The sequence below is a fragment of the Zobellia alginiliquefaciens genome (assembly GCF_029323795.1).
Taxonomy (GTDB): Bacteria; Bacteroidota; Bacteroidia; order Flavobacteriales; family Flavobacteriaceae; genus Zobellia; species Zobellia alginiliquefaciens.
Map to the genome: position 1 here is coordinate 1,562,762 of NZ_CP119758.1, position 21,175 is coordinate 1,583,936.

The 21,175-nt window shown below is 37.9% G+C and carries 17 protein-coding genes; 6 read left to right on the forward strand and 11 right to left on the reverse strand.

The window, feature by feature from the left end; all coding sequences use genetic code 11:
* Nucleotides 1–52 precede the first annotated feature (52 nt).
* From P0077_RS06695 to P0077_RS06715, 5 genes are all read left to right on the forward strand, one after another.
* Nucleotides 53–2,338 carry a M28 family peptidase gene (locus P0077_RS06695; protein WP_276168358.1) on the forward strand — a complete coding sequence of 762 codons (2,286 nt, stop codon included), beginning with the start codon at nucleotides 53–55 and terminating at the stop codon, nucleotides 2,336–2,338.
* Nucleotides 2,331–3,134 carry an SDR family oxidoreductase gene (locus P0077_RS06700; protein ID WP_276168359.1) on the forward strand — a complete coding sequence of 268 codons (804 nt, stop codon included), beginning with the start codon at nucleotides 2,331–2,333 and terminating at the stop codon, nucleotides 3,132–3,134. Before P0077_RS06695 ends, P0077_RS06700 begins: the two co-directional genes overlap by 8 nt.
* A 117-nt stretch (nucleotides 3,135–3,251) precedes the next feature.
* Nucleotides 3,252–3,623 (forward strand): hypothetical protein, encoded by a 372-nt coding sequence (locus P0077_RS06705; RefSeq protein ID WP_276168360.1) that lies wholly within the window; start codon nucleotides 3,252–3,254, stop codon nucleotides 3,621–3,623.
* Between the two features lie 154 nt (nucleotides 3,624–3,777).
* On the forward strand, nucleotides 3,778–4,485 hold the full coding sequence (locus P0077_RS06710) for a hypothetical protein (RefSeq protein ID WP_276168361.1): 708 nt from the start codon (nucleotides 3,778–3,780) through the stop codon (nucleotides 4,483–4,485).
* A 161-nt stretch (nucleotides 4,486–4,646) separates the two neighbouring features.
* Nucleotides 4,647–5,948 (forward strand): esterase-like activity of phytase family protein, encoded by a 1,302-nt coding sequence (locus tag P0077_RS06715; protein WP_276168362.1) that lies wholly within the window; start codon nucleotides 4,647–4,649, stop codon nucleotides 5,946–5,948.
* A 65-nt stretch (nucleotides 5,949–6,013) separates the two neighbouring features.
* Here P0077_RS06715 and P0077_RS06720 read toward each other — a convergent pair whose 3' ends face one another.
* Entirely contained in the window at nucleotides 6,014–6,508 is a 495-nt protein-coding gene (locus P0077_RS06720) for a hypothetical protein (RefSeq protein WP_276168363.1), read from the reverse strand.
* Nucleotides 6,509–6,572: 64 nt separating this feature from the next.
* Here P0077_RS06720 and P0077_RS06725 point away from each other — a divergent pair, with 64 nt between their 5' ends.
* Nucleotides 6,573–7,514, forward strand: coding sequence for an NAD-dependent epimerase/dehydratase family protein (locus P0077_RS06725; protein WP_276168364.1), 942 nt, complete (start codon nucleotides 6,573–6,575; stop codon nucleotides 7,512–7,514).
* Between the two features lie 67 nt (nucleotides 7,515–7,581).
* Here P0077_RS06725 and P0077_RS06730 read toward each other — a convergent pair whose 3' ends face one another.
* From P0077_RS06730 to speB, 10 genes are all read right to left on the reverse strand, one after another.
* Nucleotides 7,582–9,534 (reverse strand): OmpA family protein, encoded by a 1,953-nt coding sequence (locus P0077_RS06730; protein ID WP_276168365.1) that lies wholly within the window; start codon nucleotides 9,532–9,534, stop codon nucleotides 7,582–7,584.
* A gap of 11 nt (nucleotides 9,535–9,545) precedes the next feature.
* Nucleotides 9,546–10,469 (reverse strand): PorP/SprF family type IX secretion system membrane protein, encoded by a 924-nt coding sequence (locus P0077_RS06735; protein WP_276168366.1) that lies wholly within the window; start codon nucleotides 10,467–10,469, stop codon nucleotides 9,546–9,548.
* 42 nt (nucleotides 10,470–10,511) lie between these two features.
* Nucleotides 10,512–13,493, reverse strand: a complete 2,982-nt coding sequence (locus tag P0077_RS06740; protein WP_276169175.1) for a T9SS type B sorting domain-containing protein — start codon at nucleotides 13,491–13,493, stop codon at nucleotides 10,512–10,514.
* A 365-nt stretch (nucleotides 13,494–13,858) separates the two neighbouring features.
* Nucleotides 13,859–14,356, reverse strand: a complete 498-nt coding sequence (locus P0077_RS06745; protein ID WP_276168367.1) for a CAP domain-containing protein — start codon at nucleotides 14,354–14,356, stop codon at nucleotides 13,859–13,861.
* Nucleotides 14,357–14,938: 582 nt separating this feature from the next.
* The gene (locus P0077_RS06750) at nucleotides 14,939–15,433 is read right to left on the reverse strand and encodes a CAP domain-containing protein (RefSeq protein ID WP_276168368.1); all 495 of its coding nucleotides are present in this window, start codon (nucleotides 15,431–15,433) and stop codon (nucleotides 14,939–14,941) included.
* A 478-nt stretch (nucleotides 15,434–15,911) separates the two neighbouring features.
* The gene (rimK, locus tag P0077_RS06755; RefSeq protein ID WP_276168369.1) at nucleotides 15,912–17,282 is read right to left on the reverse strand and encodes a 30S ribosomal protein S6--L-glutamate ligase; all 1,371 of its coding nucleotides are present in this window, start codon (nucleotides 17,280–17,282) and stop codon (nucleotides 15,912–15,914) included.
* Nucleotide 17,283: 1 nt separating this feature from the next.
* The gene (locus P0077_RS06760; RefSeq protein ID WP_276168370.1) at nucleotides 17,284–18,813 is read right to left on the reverse strand and encodes a bifunctional GNAT family N-acetyltransferase/carbon-nitrogen hydrolase family protein; all 1,530 of its coding nucleotides are present in this window, start codon (nucleotides 18,811–18,813) and stop codon (nucleotides 17,284–17,286) included.
* Nucleotides 18,814–18,926: 113 nt separating this feature from the next.
* Entirely contained in the window at nucleotides 18,927–19,259 is a 333-nt protein-coding gene (locus P0077_RS06765; protein ID WP_276168371.1) for a hypothetical protein, read from the reverse strand.
* On the reverse strand, nucleotides 19,256–20,233 hold the full coding sequence (locus P0077_RS06770) for a deoxyhypusine synthase family protein (protein WP_276168372.1): 978 nt from the start codon (nucleotides 20,231–20,233) through the stop codon (nucleotides 19,256–19,258). Before P0077_RS06770 ends, P0077_RS06765 begins: the two co-directional genes overlap by 4 nt.
* A complete protein-coding gene (gene speB, locus P0077_RS06775; protein ID WP_194528987.1) occupies nucleotides 20,220–21,161 on the reverse strand; it encodes an agmatinase in 942 nt (313 codons plus the stop codon). The genes P0077_RS06770 and speB overlap by 14 nt, the downstream gene beginning before the upstream one ends.
* Nucleotides 21,162–21,175 lie beyond the last annotated feature (14 nt).

Here is a 21,175-nt window from a genome sequence, read left to right on the forward strand (position 1 = left end):
TAAAACACAATCTCCATTAGAATTTCATATTTTTATTCAAGAACTTTAACGTATGAAAAGATTTTCCTCGTCCCTTTCCTTTCTTCTTCTATTGGCTGCCATTTATTGGGGTTTCCATTCATCCATGCCGGTGTATGAAGAAGGTACCTCCACCCCCGAAAGCTCGTTTTCTACAGATCGTGCATTACAACATGTAAAGGAAATTTCAAAAGAACCACATGGCATAGGCTTTCCAGGACATAAAAAAGTCAAAAATTACATTGTTGGCGAGTTGGAAAAGCTGGGTCTACCAACTTCCATACAAACAGGGTACACTATTGGTGATTGGGGAAATATGAGCAAACCTGAAAATATTATAGCAAAAATTAAAGGTAGTGGCCCAGGTAAAGCACTTCTTTTACTTTCTCACTATGATAGTCACCCACATTCATCCTTGGGCGCTAGCGATGCCGGTAGCGGTGTTGCTACTATTTTAGAAAGTGTAAGGGCTTTTTTATCCGAAGAAAAGCAACCTAAAAATGATATTATTATTCTATTTACGGATGGGGAAGAGTTAGGACTAAATGGCGCCGACCTCTTTGTAAACCAACATGAATGGGCAAAAGACGTAGGCCTGGTGCTCAATTTTGAAGCTCGTGGAAGTGGTGGCCCAAGTTATACCTTCGTTGAGACCAATACAGGAAATCAGCATTTAATAAGTGAATTTATAAAGGCCAACCCAAAGTACCCCATGGCAAATTCCCTTTACTATAGTATATATAAAATGCTCCCCAATGACACTGACCTGACCATTTTTAGAGAGGACCGCGATATCCAAGGGTTCAATTTTGCTTTTATAGACGACCATTTTGATTACCACACCGCTCAGGACTCTTATAAACGATTAGACAAAAAAACTTTAGCGCACCAGGGCAGCTATCTTATGCCCCTCCTGAAACATTTTAGCGCTACCGAACTGGACCAGCTGCAAAGCCCAAATGATTATGTGTATTTCAATATGCCGCTTTTTGGAGTCGTGTCCTATCCGTTTGATTGGATTTGGCCTATGCTAGGTCTAGCCGCGCTCCTATTTCTTTGTGTTCTGGTTTACGGATTCAAGGAAAAATTATTGACCGCTAAGGGCGTTTTCATCGGTTTTGTTCCGTTACTACTTTCATTGATTATAAACGGACTTTTTGGATACTTCAGTTGGTCTACCTTAAAATGGGCGTACCCTGCTTATAATGACATTTTACATGGCTTCACCTATAACGGATATGCTTATATTTTAGCTTTTGTATTCCTTTCCTTAACTATTTGTTTTGGGATATATCATAAATTTAAAAGCCTATCTACAAAAGATTTAGTGGTAGCCCCTTTATTTTTATGGCTGATACTTTGTACTGCAATTGCCCAATATTTGCCTGGTGCCAGTTTCTTTACCATACCGGTATTTGCTCTTCTTGCGTCTTGGTACGTAGTTCTACATCAAAAAGCGCCCAACGTACTTTTAATGGTCTTTTTAGGGTTACCGGCCATTTGGCTTTACGCACCGTTCGTAAAAGGATTCCCAGTTGGTCTTGGTCTTAAAATGATGGTAGGCTGTACGCTTTTGGTCACCCTTACTTTCTTTTTATTACTTCCCATCTTCGGCATGTATAAACGCAAAAAGAAATGGGCTTATGTAGGGTTACTGGCTTTTGGAATAACTATGGTGTATGTCCATGTCCGCTCCGGTTTTGATTCTGAAAACGGAAAACCAAGTAGTTTGGTATATCTTCTTGATACGGATACAAATACGGCACAATGGGCAAGTTATGACCACCTACCTATTGAATGGAACCAAGCCTTTTTAGGAAACGAAAAAGGACTATCCGAACCATTAAACAAGAATATCATTAGCAGCAAGTACAACACACTTTTTACCCAAGCTGCAGATGCCCCATTAAAACCGTTAAAAGGACCTAAAATTGAAACCACAAGAGATACCTTAATTGGCAACAATAGAGTCATTGAATTATGTATAACACCGCAACGTAATATAAACCGTTTGGATATTTTTACAGAAAGTACCAGTTTCAAAAATGTAAAAGTTAATGGGCAAGAACTCTCTCCCTTCTATTTAAACGCAAGGAAGACGAACAAGTTGCTCACCCATTATATTACGGACAATGCCTATACCGAACTTGAAATAAGCATCCCAAAAGACAATGTTCTTGAGCTCACTTTCTCTGAGGCTTCCAATGACCTTTTGACCCATCCTCTCTTTGAGGTACCCAAAAGACCAGAAACCAGCATTCCCATGCCATTTGTGCTAAATGATGCAATTATAACTACTAAAACTATCAGATTTGAATAAGAACATAGCTATTATGGGCTGCGGTTGGCTAGGACTACCATTGGCCAAAAAGTTTATTGAAAAGGGGTACACCGTAAATGGAAGCACCACTGCAGAAGGAAAACTAGACCTATTATCAGCTGAAGGCATTCAACCTTTTATAATTTCACTTTCGGAAACAAAAATCACGGGAGATATCGATTCATTTTTAAGTGATATGGATGTTCTAATTATAAACGTACCTCCTAAATTACGTGGCGACCATAAAGAAAATTATGTCAAGAAAATGCTATTGGTATTGCATGCACTTGAATCTTCTACAGTTGAAAATGTAATTTTCGTCAGTAGTACATCGGTTTACGGAAATATTAATGGCGAGGTAACGGAAGAAACTACGCCTCAACCTTCCACAGAATCCGGAAGACAACTGTTAGAATGCGAGCAGCTATTTCAAAATGAACCTCAACTTAAAACCACTATCATAAGATTTGGCGGATTGATCGGTCCAAATAGAAACCCGGTTACGATGCTATCTAAGCGAAAAAATCTCAAAAACGGAAATGCACCTATTAATCTCATTCATCTAAATGATTGCGTACGCATAATCTATAAATCCGTTCATGAAAATTGGACACCAGGGTTGTTTAACGGCGTATTTCCCTACCATCCTACCAAAAAGGAATATTACACATTACAGGCTATTAAAAATAAGTTACAAATACCTGAATATGATACCGATAAAGAAAAAAAAGGCAAGCTAATACACTCCTACACCCTTACAAACGTTAAGAAATTCAAGTTTACTACAACGTTATAGTTAATTTTCACCACAGCTATTTACCGTTTCACAACAAACTAATTGGATAGTTGTTAATACACCATGCATTTCATCGATTTAGAACTAACTTTGGCATATAATTTAAAACTATTTGCCATGGAAAATTCGGGTTTAAGAAGCAGGATTCTTGAGGACATCGAGACTCTTATAGCTTCGAGCTGCACCAAGCAAAAAGTTCCCCCAAAATTAAAAAAGTTGCATATAGCGATATTAAAAAATCACTATAATGCCGCAAATGTGTCTATAGATTATCATAGACGAAGGGTTGAAATGGACATTGTTATGGATGATAAAGATTACGACCCTAAAAAGGTAAATCTGTCTATTCCAACGTTGCACACCAACCTATGGTTTAAGAATTTATATGATTTTTTAATGTCATGTATTGATCAAGACCCTAAAAGCCTGGCCTTTTACGCCATGCTTTTAAAATCGTATCAAAACAACGAGATTTCTCTTGTTGCCTAGAACAAACAACCAAACCGACATAAAAAAGGATGCCCTAGGGCATCCTTTTTTCTTTTGCTCCCTTTCATTATGCTTTTATTCACAGTTACATACCAATTATATTGCTAATTTTGCCAACCGCAACCAAAACGAGAGAATCGTAAAATAGCAACACATGAAAAAATTAATTGTCGTACTGCTTTTAAGCATCAGTTTTTCGGCCACTGCACAATCCAAAGGCGATTTGCAAAAGCATTATGAAGCATTTTATCAAGAAATGAGACTTCAAGGAGATGTTAATGGTGTAATAAACGCATTGACCCACCTTAACGTAATTACCCCTTCTAAACAACGAAAAGACACTTTAGCCTTTGTATATGCGAACAACAACCAGCATATGCAAGCATTGAACACTATTGGTATTGAAAAGGAATCATCGGATTCTGACATGGCCGTTCAGGTAAAAGCCATTTCTTTAAAAGCGCTAAACCAACCAAAACGTGCCCTAGAGCAGTTTGAAGAACTTTTTAAAAGAACACCCAACCCTTATTTAGCATATGAAATTGCGGACCTAAAGATACAGACCGGAGCAACCCAAGATGCTATTACCAACATTGATTACGGTATTGCCAATGCTAAAGATGACATGAAGTATGCTTTCTACGAAAGACAACAGCCTTACGAGGTTCCTTTAAAAGCTGCTTTCTTCCACTTAAAAGCACTTACTATATATAATAATGACAAGGCAAATATTGATGCCGCAATTGCCAAAATAGATGAAGCTCTTGCCTTGGACCCCAATTTTAATTTAGCAAGTCTGAGCAAGCAAGCTCTACTATCTAGAAAAAACCCACCCGCAGAAGAAGCTGAACCAAAGCAATAAGATTTTTGCATTTTCTACATAGAATTTTGCCGCACATTCCTTAATGGAATGTGCGGCATATTTTTTTCATAACTATCTGTTTATCCAGACTTAACAATAGGCCTGTATTATTATTGGAACTTTAAGGCTACCAGAAATAACCTTTAATCCAATTGAACACAATGAAAAAATTAGTATTTCTATTTGTAAGCGTTTGCCTTCTAAATTCTTGCGATCACATTGATGATTTTATAGGTGGCGGTCCCACACCCGTTGCCGTATCCCCCACCAAAGTGCTTGAGATGAACACCCAATACCCCTTACCCTATAATGTCCTATCTACTATAAACGGGAATGTTGAGGTTAGAAACGGAGGTTTTGGATCAGGAGCAACGGCTCACCCTACCAAAGAAAATGAATTCTACGCTATCACTGATCGCGGCCCTAACACAAACTACTTAGATGGAAAAAAATTTCCAGTTGCCGAGTATACACCACGTATTGGTCATTATGCCGTAACCGCCGAAGGGAAAATAGAACTCTTAGAAGAAATTCTTTTAAAAGACCCAATGGGAAAACTGATTTCCGGCATACCTAATCCAGAAGGAAAAGGAGCCACAGGTGAGATTCCTTATGATGATGCTGGAAATGCTATAGGTTTTGATGACTATGGATTAGACTCGGAAGGAATAGTTGCGCTTAAAGACGGTACTTTTTGGGTATCCGATGAATATGGTCCACATATAGTACATTACGATGCTAACGGTACGCAACTAGAGCGAATATCTCCTATTGGAGTAAATGAAGGCACCGGAGATCGTAAGTTGCCCGCCGTTTTTGCAAGCCGAAGAGCTAATAGAGGTATGGAAGGTTTAGCCATTACCCCAGACGAAAAGACTTTGGTAGGCATTATGCAATCTACATTGTACAATCCTGAGAAAATTCAATCCAACATTACCCGTATCGTAACTTTTGATTTAGAAACTGACTACACAAGACAATACGTTTATGTTCAAGAGGCCGCCAATCTGTCAAACTCAGAAATTACCGCTATTTCTAATACCGAGTTTTTAGTAGTAGAGCGCGATGGAAAATTTGCGGGTGCAGGTGCTGCGCAAAAACACATTTACAAAATAAATTTAATGGGTGCTACGGATATTTCCGGTACTAACCCCAAAGATGAGTTTGGATTAATGATCAATGATAAAACTATTGAGCAATCTACAGCCGAAGAATTGGCCGCAGCCAATATTATTCCTGTCCAAAAAGAATTGGTAGTCGATTTAGTTGCCGAACTAGGATACCCCCATGATAAATTGGAAGGTGTTTGGCTTGTTGATGACCACACGCTAGGTTTTATAAACGATGACGACTTTACCGTATCCGATAACGATGGAGATGGTGTAATAGAACAAAAGATATTGCCAGGCAGTACGGATATAGATGCTAGTTCGCTTTACTTGGTTAAAGCCAACTATAAATAGACCATTCTTACCAAGTTCATATATAAAAGCGGCTTACCTATTCTGGTGTAGGTCGCTTTATTTTATTAGAATTCCAGAATTAAATCGGTATCCAACGTGTTGCTCACAACCACATTGAACTGGTTCCGAAAATCGTTATAAGCCTCTATCATTTGTGCTAGCGATTCCTGAGGATCTGTTCTATAAAACAAATCGCCCTTTACCTTAAGCATATAGGTCTTAAATACTTTTTGCCTACTTTTTATCTGCGGAATATCAAATTCCTTAGGGTAAGTTGATTCTTCCAACTGCTTTTGTTTGGTAAGCATATCTTCAATTACCAAGCTTAAGTCCTCCCTATTGGCAACCGTGTGAAGTGCATCAAAACTAGTTTCTAGAGATGAAAACTCTATCCAATCTTTCAGCATATCTTCCGCTTTAGGCTTTATAGGAAGTTTCTTGGCCCATTTTTCCCTGCTTATTTCGCGGGCATTTACATCCTCTACGACCAGTTCTTGTTTCTGTTCTTTACAAGCTATTGCCAATAATAGCATCAGACTAAAAAAGAAGATTCTTTTCATAAAGCGAATGTACAAATTTTAAGAAGCGTTACCTTTATTCCCGAATTCATTTAACGCGACATTAATGGAAAAATCGATTCTAATCATAGGTGCTTGTGGCCAAATTGGTACGGAGCTAACATTTGCATTACGTACCATGCACGGAAATGAAAGTGTAATTGCGAGTGATATTCGTGAGGGTAATGAACATTTAATGGATTCCGGTCCGTTTGAGATTCTAGACGCTACCGATTATGATGCACTGGAAGAAGTGGTGGCTTATTACGAAATTACGGAAGTCTATTTAATGGCCGCTATGCTTAGCGCCACAGCAGAAAAATTTCCTATGCGCGCTTGGAACCTGAATATGAATTCGCTTTTTAATGTGCTCAATCTGGCCAAAGAGAAGAAAATAGACAAAATATTCTGGCCTTCCAGTATTGCCGTTTTTGGTCCCAACACTCCAAAAGAAAACACATCGCAAAGCACCATTATGGAGCCTAGTACCGTGTATGGAATAAGCAAACAATCTGGGGAACGCTGGTGCGATTACTACCATAATAAATACGGGGTTGATGTGCGCAGTATTCGGTATCCTGGACTAATTAGCTGGAAAACCATGCCTGGTGGAGGTACAACGGATTATGCGGTAGAAATTTACCACAAAGCACTTGCCGAAAGCGCATATACTTGCTTTTTAAAAGAAGATACGGAACTACCCATGATGTTTATGGATGATGCTATAAAGGCCACATTACAACTCATGGAAACCGATACTGAAAACGTGCAGGTACGTTCTTCATACAATCTGTCCGCCATGAATTTCACCCCTGCCCAAATGGCAAAAAGCATTCAAAAACACATTCCTGATTTTAAGATTTCCTATGAACCCGATTTTAGACAAGCCATAGCCGATTCTTGGCCTGCGAGCATTGATGACCAACAGGCAAGACAAGATTGGAATTGGCAAGCAGAATTTGATTTGGAAAAAACAACGAAAGAAATGTTGGGAAATTTGGCTCCCTAGTCAAATGACCCAACACCCTACCGTAAACTTATATACCCTACGCAAAGTAGTTTTTCCAAACTTTAAGTTATTTTTTTGCGTTTCTGGTTTCATACATCTGTTTGGATACGATGATAAAATCTGACCGACGGTTCTCAAAGTGTTTTTGATTGCTACATTTTACACCATTGGAACATTCGTTTTTTAAGCGGTATTCCCCATAGCCATAAGCGCTCTCAATTCTATCTGCATCAATACCTTTTGAAAGCAGGTACCTTCTTGTAGATTTTGCCCGGTTATCGGACAACTCCAAATTATACGCATCAGAACCTCTAGCATCTGTATGCGACTCTATTTTAATTTTAATTTCGGGGAATTTCTCCATGGCAAATAGCACCTTTTCAAGTTCTATTTCCGCCCTCTCGGTTACAGCATACTTGTCATATTCAAAATAAATAGGGTCTACCTTAATTTTCTCAATATCACCTTCTTTCTCCACCAAGCTATCAAAAGGGGTTAAATACACTTTATTATTCTTGGAAGGCTCTTCAGGGTTTTCTCCTGTTTCAATTACCACAGTTTCTTTAGAAAATCCTGCTCTAGAAAAAACAAGCACGTTTTTTTTATTACAAGGAAGAATCACATTGAAATAACCAAACTCATCAGTTCTATAAATGGCAACCAATTCATCAACTACATTTTTGATTTCTACATTGGCATTGGCTATAGGCTCTCCTGTTTGCTCGTTCAATACATACCCAGAATACTCTAGACAATCTACAGCTTTCACCTTTTCAAATTGATAAATATCATCATCTCCTTTTCCTCCCGACCGGTTAGAGGCAAAATAACCATTCCCTTTTTTATCCATTCTAATGAATGAAAAATCATCCATATTACTGTTTAAAGGTTTGCCCATATTAAGAGGTAAAGAATGATCTGTCTTAGACGTAATCACGGACCCGAATATATCTAACCCGCCCAGCCCATAATGACTGTCCGAAGAAAAATACAATACCTCATTGCTCACAAAAGGAAACATTTCCCTACCTCGCGTATTGATAGCAGGCCCCAAGTTCATAGGGTCTGAAAGTACATCGCCATCATTATTCAAATCCACCACGTAAATATCACTCTCACCAAATCCACCTGGCATATTAGAGGTAAAATACAAGTGTCTACCATCTGGACTCAAAGCAGGGTGCCCACAAGAGTATTCTTTACTATTAAAGCTCAAAGAAGTTACATCTACCAATTGGTTATTACGTATGGTTCCGCGTAAAATCTGCATATTGGACAATCCATCTTCATTAGCGCTCAGCTTATTTTTCTTCTTAAGATAATTACGGGTAAAATATACCGTCTGCCCATCCCAAGAAAAGCTCAAGGTAGCATCATGATAGGAAGATTCTAAATTCTCTAAATATTTCTCCGGAATAAAGTTAGGGTCATCTGGTCTTGTAATATACAAGTCTAAATAAGGCTGCTTGTTCCATGGATATAGTTCCCCGTTAGCCTTTATAGTATCTCTGGCGGAAGCAAAAATTAAGCCGTCATTAAAAAGCATAGGCCCAAAATCTGACTTCTTACTATTGAATGCTAAGTTAGTTGTGGCATATTTTTCTTTTTCCCCAAGTATACTGTCCAAATATTTCTTTTGAGCCAGCATCATATTCAACCTATCCTCATCTGTATAAAAATCACGAAGTACTTGGTCGGCTCTTTCATTTTGCATGCTAGCCTTAAGGCTTTGTACCAGTTTAATAATGTTACCTTCACCAACGTCTTTACCTTTGATCAGATACAATTTATCATACCACTTTACGGCCTCTTGATATCTGTTCATATTAAAATAGCTATCTGCTAAATGCTGAATAACATCAAGAGAAGGTCTCTTTTTCTCCGCTGCCAAATCGCTATACAACTCAACTGCCTTATCGAACTTAAAATCTGAGAAATAAGCCTTGGCTCTTTCTTCCTTACTTTGCGCAGTAACCATAAGGCACGTACCCATAAAAATATATAGTACAATTTTTTTCATGATGGTCTGTTTTAGAAAAATCTAGGTGACAACGCTCTTTTTGAAGCATCGAATAAATTGTATTTAAGAATGATCTCGTGTGAACCATCATTATAACTTTGAAGGCCAGTTACGGAGTAATCGTATGAATACCCCAAAAAGAAACTCTTAGAAATATGCAGACCCGCTAATGCACTAATAGCATCATCATAACGATATGCCAAGCCCAATGCCAAAGTTTCTTTTATTAAAAAATTACCTGATATATCTACTGTTATGGGAGCTCCGGCCACATGCTTTGTTAAAATAGCCGGTTTAAATTTTAAGTTATCAGAAAGTTCCATAACATAACCTGCCATTAGGTAATATTGGCTTTTTCTATCTGTTACTTCTAGTTCATTATCATTGTAGATTTGAGAATTCAAAAAATTGTGAGTAGAAACACCTATGTACCAATTGCTGCTATGAAAGTATGCGCCGGCTCCAAAAACGGGGCGCAATTTATTTACATTTTCAGCAAAAATAGGGTCCTGACCATCTTGATACGTTCCTTTGGACCAATCTACTTTAAGGACATCAACACCAGCATTGATTCCCAATGATAATTTGGTGAAATACCCTGTTGGTATCTCATACGAAAAAGTACCGTTTATATCAAGGTCGTTTGCAGCACCAATGTTATCATTAATGACCGTTAACCCTACACCAACTCTTTCTCGCAATCTTCCTTGTACTGAAAGCGATTGTGTCTCTGGAGCTCCATCTATACCAACCCATTGCGAACGATGCAAAAGAGTAGCCTCTAGAATTCCTCTAGCGGAATAGCCTGAGTTCAATACCGCTGTATTATACATATATTGTGTGTATTGCGGTGCTTGTTGACCGTATGCCGTGCTCATATTAAATGTGAGATAGCAGAGCATAACTATATTTATAATAGTATAAACTGATTTCATGATAAGTAAAGGTTTGGTGTGAATAGTTTAAAGAACAACTTGTTATCTGGCCAATTGTAACCAGCCCACTAGGTTTCTTTCTAATTCAGGTATCTTAATAGCGTAGTAGTAAGTTCCTGACGGCAAATGGTCTCCACTGCTTAAAACTCCGTTTACATTTGCTAGACCGTTCCAAGTATTACGATAGTCCGCTGTTTTATAAACAAGGTTTCCATTACGATTATAGATTTCTACTGTGTTAGAATAATCTTCTATACACTGTACGGTAAAAAAGTCGTTAAAACCGTCATTATTAGGCGAGAATTCATTGAATACTTTTAGACAGAATTCCTCTCCTAAAACCATTCCGCAGGTACCTACCTCTACATCTAAAGTGAGCATCTTACTTGGGCTGCATATAGAATCATCTGTATATGAAACACTAATTTGGGTATCAATTAACTCCGTCCAACGAACGGTTACCATGTTATCTGTAGAAGTTCCTCCTTCTGTAATAGTACCACCTACTATTGTCCAAACATAATCTTCTTTATCAGCATTGGTTTCATATGTATATGAACGCCCTCGACATACTTCTTCGGATTCACCAATTATAGTAATAGGAGAAATACCATCGGCAAAAATATTTGTCATAATTCTTAACCGTTCACTACTTTCACAACCGTTTTCGACTGCGGCAACATAGTACCAACGACCATCTTCTACGGGTGTAGAAGGGTCAATTGCATTTCCACGTAAACGACTATCGTAAAACACAACATTGGGTTGATCAACCTGAATATCCCCAACTGTGGGACCATCACTCTCACAAAATACTTGACTTCTAGAATTTGTAGTTGGCATTGGAACATCATTAACCTGTACTGTTATCCGTACCCTAGCCAATACGGATGCAGGTATACCCGCAATCCCTGCAAAATAAACCTCGCCATCAACCAAAGGTGTATATGCACTTAGTTCCACCCCTGCTGTAATGTCATTAAACAAAGCAATGTCATTTAGGCCAACTTCCAAATCTGCTATGGTAGCAAAATCCGAGGCACAAAAAACTTGAAAAATATCATCTATAATTAAGTCCGGTAAATCTACCAGTATCTCGTCAGACACAGAACACAAGGCACCTTGTACAAAAGCTTCGATTGTATTATCTACGTCCGAAACTAAATCTATTGCGTTTACAGAAATATTAAAAGATGAATCTGCAGCTACGACACCGTCAAAAACTTTTCCATTTATATTTAAGGATATAGGCTCACCAACCATAACATCTCCAGAAACAGTTCCGGTTACGTTTATTATATCGTTCCCGCTAAAAATATCAATTAGACCATTTAGATTAATCATTGGATTAGAATCAATAGATATTGCTTTTGAAAAGTCAACTATATCAACTTCAACCAATTGTAAATCCCCAGGGGCATTCTCGCAACCAGCCAAATCATGTTTTACCGATACAAAATAAGTATATGGGCCACCAGCTTCAGTAAGACCTGCTACGGTCATCACTCCATTAGAATCTATTTCATAGGCAGCGCCTCCAGAAACCATTCCGTCTGTGATTTTATTAGTTTTATTAGTATCAAAATACCACGAAAACGTACCATCTATAGAACTGGTTGGAACAAGGGATACATTATCTGAAGAACAAATAGGATTCTCATTTCCTAAAACAGTTATATCACTTGCTGTTGGAATAGGTTCTACAGTAATTAACACCTTAGTTCTAGGGGATTCATTAAGACAGCCAATTTCTGCAGCTGCCACATAATACGTAGTATCCGTATTCAGCACAGGCGTAACAAAAGCTTCACCTGAATTTAAAGTTGCCAATAGATTACCATCTTCTTGGGCATCATACCATCTTAGTTCAACATTAGTATCATTCTCTACTTCTGCAACTACGCTTGTACTAAAACCAGCGCAGATATTCAAATCATCTGCTGTAGAAGTTACAACTGGACTGGCAGGAGCTCTGAATACATCAAAAATCTTAAGTTCCTGATCAATGCCCACACCAAGTAAGGATGATAGACGCACAGTTACCCGATCAATAGGAGCTGTAGGATTTAAACCAACAATAGCAGTTTGTCCACTTTCTAATAGCCCCAATACATCTAAATCTAATAGACTTGATAAGTTTTCCGTAAATATGGGAATCTCCGCACCATTTTGACCAATTACACCAATAGAATTAGCAATACCCAATTGAAGTAAAGAAGGATCCATAGCCATTTTTATATAATAATTATCGCTGGTGCCTTCCTGGCTATCAAAATAGAAGGTTTGTTCAATACTGGCTAAAGCATCAACAAGCCCTAAACCTAATTCAGAAAAAGTATCGTCATCATCATCTATGGCTAATTTAGGATCAGTAACTCCTGCCCCGCCCAAACCTAAAAAATCTAGTGATAGACCATCTCCACTAAAAGAAGTATAGTTGGAATCACCACATGTAGCGTCTCCCTCTCCGTAATAGGCCCCAGATACATTCAAGTCCCTTTCTTGACCTAACCCTATTAAAGACCCAACACTGTTTGTTATACGAACTCTATCGTAAGGACTAGATGGGGTTAGAGCAAGAAAATAATCGCCGTTCATATCTGTTACAACACGGGCTTCATCCGTAGAAAACGCGTCAACTAGACCTGAATGGGTTAGAAGTACACTATCATCAATATTAAATGCTTCTGCGGAAAATTCTTGATTTCCGGCAAGGAGCGTACCAACAATATCAGAAAGTAAACCACCAAGGCTACCTCCTAATAAACTGGACAATATATCATCTTCAGTGGCAATCTTTATGAAACTTGTTGTATTTGCAGGTAGTGTATTTGGGTAAGCCAGTTCTAAATGACCTGCATAAGCACCCACACCTAAAAGGATACCCGAACTGGAACGTACGATTGAGTTGGTTGACAAATCTGAATCAATAGCATTATCTGGCTGGTATACTTCACTTTCACTTGTGATGGCATCAGCGTAAACCCTGTTCTGTGCGTAAGAGATAGCACTAAGAAATAACACCAAACATAAAAAAAATTGTTTTAGAGTAGTTTTATGTATCATAGGCAAAATAACTGTAGGTTAAGTCCTATAAAAAACAGTGTTTTCCCACACCTTATTGCCTATGCTATTATATACCATCGATAAAGTGTTAATTTTTTCGACAAACGGTTACTAAATCGACAAAATACAGTTTAATACTACATTTAATCGAATAAAAGTAATACAGTATCATATAGTTATAACCTACACGAATATCCTTATTGTTTATTCCTAATAAAAGCTATGGCATACAGAAACTATTTCAAAAAATAGGCCTCCTATTCCATAGGAAATAGGAGGTTACAAAATTGCAAGAAACTCTATAACAGACCAATTCAATTATCTTATTGAAAAAACAACTGAGTAAAGTAAAGAACACCGTTCTCATCTGCAGTAACACTAACCGCTGTATACTTAAAATTACCTTCCATTACTTTCTTGTGTGTTGGGCTATTTTTCCAAGCTTCAAGAACATCATCGGCATTTGTAAAATCCATACCTAAATTCTCAGAAACAAAATCGGCATTAGCTTTAACAGATAAATCAGAAGCTCTTTTATCAAAATTATCATGGCTGATTACCCCTTCGGAAATCATATACTTATTATGTGCATTTGCAAAATCGTAAGCTACACTGTTAAACTCAACTGCATTAAGACCAACGGAAACTCTATACGCATTAACAACATCCATAACCTCTTGTTCTATAGTAGAGATTTCTACTTCTTCAGTTGCTGTGGCAACCGCTTTATACAATTCATCCTCTTCCGTTGTTGAAGAAGTAGAACATGAAGTCATTAAAGTTGCAAGAGCGATAAGAAGTAAAATATTGAATCGTAACATAGCTTAAGAGTTTATTTTTGTAATTCGTTTCCTCCATTTATGAACGGTACATTGTAGGGTGCCTGAGGAAATTCTCTTAAACGGTAAGTTTTACTCGTTAAAGTGTAAAAAATTGTAAGTCAACTAGTTACAACCAAAAATTGTTAGATTTACATCGAAGATATAATACACTATACCGATGATTTGACACTTAAACGGAGAAAGAAATTAGTTGAACGATAGCCTCGTTTTGTCAAAATCGGTGAGGCACTAAAAAATGAGGATAAAAACACTTTCTTTCAAAAATCAGGCAGTATTGACTTGTAGAAAAGAAATCTTCTAAAAGGATGAAAATGACTCGAACTTTGGGTAACATATAGATATATTGAAAAGCAATTCATAAATATCATTTCATGTACAGTGGTTTTTAAATTTATAATTAAACATTCTTTTAGTTCTAAAATCAGTTATGGAAACTATGTGGATAGGAAACGTACTTAGTTTTAATGTTTGTATTCTAGTTCTACTTTAAGTTCATAATCATTATTATATAGTTAGGTTACTTTTTATTAATTGACTTAAACCAAATTAAATACCCTTATCCTATTGAAAAAACAACTGAGTAAAATAAAGAACACCGTTCTCATCTGCAGTAACACTAACCGCAGTATACTTAAAATTACCTTCCATTACTTTCTTGTGTGTTGGGCTATTTTTCCAAGCTTCAAGAATATCATCGGCATTTGTGAAATCCATACCCAAGTTTTCGGAAACGAAATCGGCATTAGCATCTATGGATAAGTCAGAAGCTCTTTTATCAAAATTATCATGGCTGATTACTCCTTCAGAAATCATATACTCGTTATGCGCATTTGCATAACCGTAAGCTACACCGTTAAACACTACTTCGTTTAAACCAACAGAAACTCTATATTCGTTAACAACATCTATAACTTCTTGCTCTATAGAAGAAATTTCTACTTCTTCAGTTGTTGTTGCAACTGCCTTGTACAATTCATCTTCTTCAGTAGTAGAAGTTGAACATGATGTCATTAAGGTTGCAAAAGCGATAAGAAGTAAAATGTTGAATCGTAACATAGCTTAAGAGTTTGTTTTTGTAATTCGTTTCCTCCATTTATGAACGGCACATTGTAGGCTGCCTGAGGAAATTCTCTTAAGTGGTACGTTTTACTCGTTAAAGTGTAAAAAATTGTAAATCAATTAGTTACAATGCGAAATAGTTAGATTTACATCGAAGATATAATACACTATACCGATGATTTGACACTTTAACGGAGAAAGAAATTAGTTGAACGATAGCCTCGTTCTATCAATATCGGTGAGGCACTAAAAAATGAAGATGAAAAACACTTTTAGCTTAAAAACGATGTTTTATTAGTTGTAAGAATAAATTTTCTGGAATTCCTGAAATCAGCGTTCCCCTTAACTATTTAAAATTCTATAGTATTTTGTAGATGGATTTCTAAATGCAAAATGAGGTTGTCATCTACTTCTAAGTAGCGACAACCGCATCATACATTTAACATCGGTTAAATTGTTAGTCTTATATATAAGGCTAAATACTAAACCTCAACTTTTTCTCAATAGCCACAATCATTTCGTTGGCAATATCTTTGCCGGTAGCATTTTCAATACCTTCAAGACCTGGTGAAGAGTTTACTTCTAATAATAACGGTCCTTTGTTGGAGCGGATGATATCTACACCAGCCACGGCAAGGTTCAATACTTTGGCCGCCTTTTGGGCTAATTTACGCTCTTCCGAGGTAATTTTTATTATAGAAGCTTTACCACCTTGGTGTATGTTCGCCCTAAATTCTCCTTTCTCTGCCTGACGTTGCATTGAGGCCACTACTTTTCCGTTTACAACAAAGCAGCGAATATCCTGACCATTGGCTTCCTTAATGAACTCTTGTACCAAAATGTTGGTGTTTACACTTTTGAATGCGTTAATTACACTCTCGGCCGCTTTATTGGTCTCAGCAAGTACAACACCTTTACCCTGGGTACTTTCTAATAATTTTATAATTAATGGAGCACCGTTAACCATTTTAATCAGGTCTTTGGTATCCATTGGAGATTTTGCAAAACCAGTAATAGGTATGTGTATATCGTTCTTAGAGAATAATTGCGATGCAAAAAGCTTATCCCTAGATTGGGTAATCGCTTCCGCACTATTTTGGCAATACACGCCCAAATTATCAAATTGTCTGATTAGCGCACAACCATAAAAAGTTACCGATGGTTTTATTCTGGGAATGACCGCATCAAAAGCATTTAGAATATTACCGCCCCTATAACGTATCTCAGGTGAACGTGCATCCAGCTTCATATAGGCATGTTCAACATTAAGAAAGACAATCTCATGCCCGCGTGCTTCCGCTGCTTCAATAATACGTTTGTTACTATACAGGTTGGGATTGCTAGCCAACAACGCTATTTTCAATCCGGATTTTTCCTTAAAATAGGGCGCATACATCTTAGTAATGGCCGCATCGTCAAAATCTTGTATTTGGTAGTTTACCGCCGAGTTTACAATATATCTATCATTTATAGCTTCTCTACCTAACAGCATACGAAACTCCATTGTATCACGGTTTGCCAAGGTAAGCTCTACCTCAAAAGTATCTTCACCCATTGTAATAGGCGTACGTACTACCAAGCGTTCTTCTGATATACCGGAAGAGCTTTTTACCATTCTACGATCTACCAATCTGGCTTGGCAGGGTATGGCAATACTTCGGTTTTCCTGTAAAGGACTCACCTCAAACTTTACCCATTCTTGGGTACCTTTCATGATAATTTTAATATTGGTGGCTTGTATGGATGATGTTTTAGCCCCTGAATCCACCCTCGCTTTTATAGCGGGAATACCCAAGTTTTCAAAAACACACCATTCTTCACTACCTATAATCTTTAAATCAGTCAAACTATACTTTTTTTCTAAGTTCAAAAATATCTTTCCTTCTATCTTTTAAATTGCGAACGGCCCCAAATTGATTGAGTTCGCGTAACAAATCGATATCAACATCTGCAATCAATATCATTTCTGTATTGGGTGTGGCCTCTGCTTTTATTCCGTTTGTGGGGAACGAGAAATCACAAGGCGTGAACACCATGGACTGTGCAAACTGAATGTCCATATTCTGTACGTTGGGCAAGTTGCCCACACTACCAGCAATGGCTACGTAGCATTCATTTTCAATGGCTCTTGCCTGCGCACAATGCCGTACTCTGGAATACCCGTTCTGCGTATCCGTCAAAAAGGGAACGAACAAAATATCCATACCTTCTTCTGCCAATAAACGGCTTAGTTCCGGAAATTCCGAATCATAACAGATTAAAATTCCGATTTTACCACAATCTGTGTCAAATGCTTTTAACTGGTTTCCACCCTGCATCCCCCAAACTTTAGCTTCATCTGGAGTTACATGTAGCTTTTCATAACGTTCCATACTTCCGTCACGCCTGCACAGGTAACCTACGTTGTACAAACGTCCATCAATCATTTCGGGCATACTACCTGTAATGATATTGATGTTGTACGAAATAGAAAACTCCGAAAACTTCTGTACGATAGCATCTGTATGCTTTGCAAGCTCACGAATGGCATCCGGCGTGGACAAGTGATTGTCCTTCGCCATTAAGGGTGCATTAAAAAACTCAGGAAACAGAGCAAAATCCGACCTATATCCGGATACGGCATCAATAAAATATTCGGCCTGCTGCAACAGCTCCTCCAAGTCTTTGTACGGCCGCATTTGCCATTGAATAAGGCCTAAGCGAATAACTGTTTTCTTGGCGGATGCTTTTTTAGAGGGTTTTTGATAATAGATATTATCCCATTCCATCAAAATCGCAAAATCGCTAGAATCTTTATCCCCTTCCAAATAACCTTTCATCACTTTGGCAGGATGAAAATCGTTGCTGATCTGAAAGTTCAAAACCGGATCGGCTATTTCTTTTCTACGCACCTTGGCAATATATTCTTTTGGTGTAAGCTCATCCATGTATTTATGGAAATTGGGCATTCTACCACCAAAAGCAATACTCTTTAGGTTTAATTTTTCGCACAACTCCTTTCGGTAATCATACAATCGCCTACCTAAACGAAGACCTCGAAACTGGGGCTTTATAAAGATTTCAATGCCATATAGTACATCACCTTCATCATTATGTGTCGCAAAGGTATAATTGCCAGTAATCTGCTCGTAAGTATGTTCGTCATCAAACCTATCATAATCTACGATAATGGACAGTGCCACACCGGCCAACTGTCCATTAATCTTTATAACGACCTGCCCTTCAGGAAATTTATCGATCAGCGATTTTATGTGCTTCTCTTTCCAGTAAGAGCCTGGCATATTGGTATACACAGATATCATGGCCGTTTTAAGCTCCTGATAATCATCAAGGTCCAAAAACTTCAACTCTATATTTTCTATTTCCTCTATTTTCATCGAATAGACATTAAATACATTTTTTGCTATCAATAAAACCTCGGGATAGAACAAGGGGATTCTCCGCTTGAACGACAAGCGCAGACAGGTTCGTTACAAACCCAATTATGATGTTATTCATCGTCTTCGTCGTCAGCCATGTCTTCTGGGGCTGGCTCAACCACTGCTTCTGGATCATTATCTTCAAAATCTTCGTAATCATCCTCATCATAATTCTCCATGGTATACTCTAGCTTCGCGCTGATTTTTACCAAATATTTGGTATCCTCAGTTAACACTTCAACAGCTTCTATACGTTCACCATTAGCATTTTTGAATGAAATAATATTTCGGTCATCATACCCATCAGGGTATGCCTCTACTAATAGTTTTAGGACTTCTGGTGTCAGCTTTTTAAAATCTACGATGACACGTTTTAAATTTGCATTTTCTTTTTTAGGGCTCATAAGTCTAGAAGATAAGCAAAAATTAACGGCGCAACAATGGTCGCGTCACTCTCTATTATAAACTTGGGCGTATCTATATCTAATTTACCCCAAGTGATTTTTTCATTGGGCACCGCACCGGAGTACGACCCATAACTTGTTGTAGAATCACTGATCTGGCAGAAGTAACTCCAAAACGGTGTATCTGTTCTTTCCATATCTTGGTACAGCATAGGCACCACACAGATAGGAAAATCTCCCGCGATTCCACCACCAATTTGGAAAAACCCAATTCCGTTTTCAGAATTATCGGTATACCAATCTGCCAAAAAGGTCATATACTCAATACCGGATTTCATGGTACTGGCTTTCAATTCGCCTTTCAACACATAGGAGGCAAAAATGTTACCCATAGTACTGTCTTCCCAACCTGGGCAAACAATAGGAAGGTTTTTTTCCGCGGCAGCGTACATCCAAGAATCTTTTAAATCAATCTCATAATGCTCTTCAAGAACACCGGAAAGTAACATTTTATACATGTACTCATGCGGCAAATAACGCTCTCCTTTTGCCTCGGCATCTTTCCAAATTTTGAAAATATGCTCTTGCAACCTTCTGAAAGCTTCTTCTTCCGGTATACACGTATCCGTAACACGGTTCAATCCTTTTTCAAGCAAAGCCCATTCATCTTTTGGGGTCAAATCGCGGTAGTTAGGTACACGCTTGTAATGTGAATGTGCTACCAAGTTCATGATATCTTCCTCAAGATTGGCACCTGTACAAGATATAATCTGCACTTTATCTTGGCGAATCATTTCGGCAAAAATCTTACCTAATTCAGCAGTACTCATAGCTCCTGCTAACGAAACAAGCATTTTAGAACCTTTGTTCAATTGCTCTTCGTACCCTTTTGCAGCATCTACCAGAGCCGCAGCATTAAAATGCAAATAATATTTTTCAATAAATTCGGAAATCGCTCCCTTAGTCTTCGTCATCTTCAAATTTTAATCCGTTAGTGTTTACTTTACTATCTACATCATAGGTATTGTCATACTCGTCATCTGCCGCTTCACCCATAAATTTATAGCTAAGCATTTTATAATACAATTTTGCAGCAAGAAAATCTGAAGATTTTTCTGACGGATTAGGGCATAGCTCAACAATATCAAAACCAACTACGTTTTTCTCTTCGAACACCTTTCTTAAAAACTCCAAAGTCTCGTACCAGAACAAACCACCTGGTTCCGGGGTTCCGGTAGACGGCATGATGGACGGGTCAAAAGCATCAAGATCGAAAGTAATTAAAACGTTGTCCGTCATAGCCTCTATAACCTTATCCATCCAATACTCATCTTGGGCCATATCATGAGCGAAGAATGTTTTTTCTTCATCCATAAACGACTTTTCAATACTATCCATTGAACGAATACCAACCTGAATCAAATTCGTAGTTTGGCTAGCTTCATGAACTGCACAGGCATGATTGTACTTCGTTCCCTCATACGACTCACGTAGGTCTGCATGGGCATCTATCTGAAGAACCGTTAAATTATCAAAACACTCATTAAAGGCACGAATGGTACCAATTGAAATAGAATGTTCACCTCCAAACAACGTAACAAATTTGTTACGTTTTATGTACTTTTTAGTTCTCTTATGAACCGCATTTACCACTGCTTCCGGCGAACTATTTTCTGTGATAGCTTCAGCCAAATGAATGCCTTGTTCATAGACTTCTGTATTGGTTTCAATATCATAAAGCTCCATATTTTCAGAAGCTTCCAAAAATGCCTGAGGGCCTTTATCGGCTCCTTTTCCCCAGGTACTTGTTCCATCATAAGGCACAGGTATTAAAATAACCTTTGCCGTTTCTAATTGTGCGAATTTATCGGGAATACCCGCGTAATTCTTTGTTGTGCTCATCTTGATTAAATGAA

Bases quoted from the DNA above. Each gene is read 5' to 3' on its own strand.
- P0077_RS06695 (WP_276168358.1), top strand. From the start codon at position 53: ATGAAAAGATTTTCCTCGTCCCTTTCCTTTCTTCTTCTATTGGCTGCC.
- P0077_RS06705 (WP_276168360.1), top strand. From the start codon at position 3,252: ATGGAAAATTCGGGTTTAAGAAGCAGGATTCTTGAGGACATCGAGACT.
- P0077_RS06710 (WP_276168361.1), top strand. From the start codon at position 3,778: ATGAAAAAATTAATTGTCGTACTGCTTTTAAGCATCAGTTTTTCGGCC.
- P0077_RS06715 (WP_276168362.1), top strand. From the start codon at position 4,647: ATGAAAAAATTAGTATTTCTATTTGTAAGCGTTTGCCTTCTAAATTCT.
- P0077_RS06720 (WP_276168363.1), bottom strand. From the start codon at position 6,508: ATGAAAAGAATCTTCTTTTTTAGTCTGATGCTATTATTGGCAATAGCT.
- P0077_RS06725 (WP_276168364.1), top strand. From the start codon at position 6,573: ATGGAAAAATCGATTCTAATCATAGGTGCTTGTGGCCAAATTGGTACG.
- P0077_RS06730 (WP_276168365.1), bottom strand. From the start codon at position 9,534: ATGAAAAAAATTGTACTATATATTTTTATGGGTACGTGCCTTATGGTT.
- P0077_RS06735 (WP_276168366.1), bottom strand. From the start codon at position 10,469: ATGAAATCAGTTTATACTATTATAAATATAGTTATGCTCTGCTATCTC.
- P0077_RS06745 (WP_276168367.1), bottom strand. From the start codon at position 14,356: ATGTTACGATTCAATATTTTACTTCTTATCGCTCTTGCAACTTTAATG.
- P0077_RS06750 (WP_276168368.1), bottom strand. From the start codon at position 15,433: ATGTTACGATTCAACATTTTACTTCTTATCGCTTTTGCAACCTTAATG.
- P0077_RS06760 (WP_276168370.1), bottom strand. From the start codon at position 18,813: ATGAAAATAGAGGAAATAGAAAATATAGAGTTGAAGTTTTTGGACCTT.
- P0077_RS06765 (WP_276168371.1), bottom strand. From the start codon at position 19,259: ATGAGCCCTAAAAAAGAAAATGCAAATTTAAAACGTGTCATCGTAGAT.
- P0077_RS06770 (WP_276168372.1), bottom strand. From the start codon at position 20,233: ATGACGAAGACTAAGGGAGCGATTTCCGAATTTATTGAAAAATATTAT.
- speB (WP_194528987.1), bottom strand. From the start codon at position 21,161: ATGAGCACAACAAAGAATTACGCGGGTATTCCCGATAAATTCGCACAA.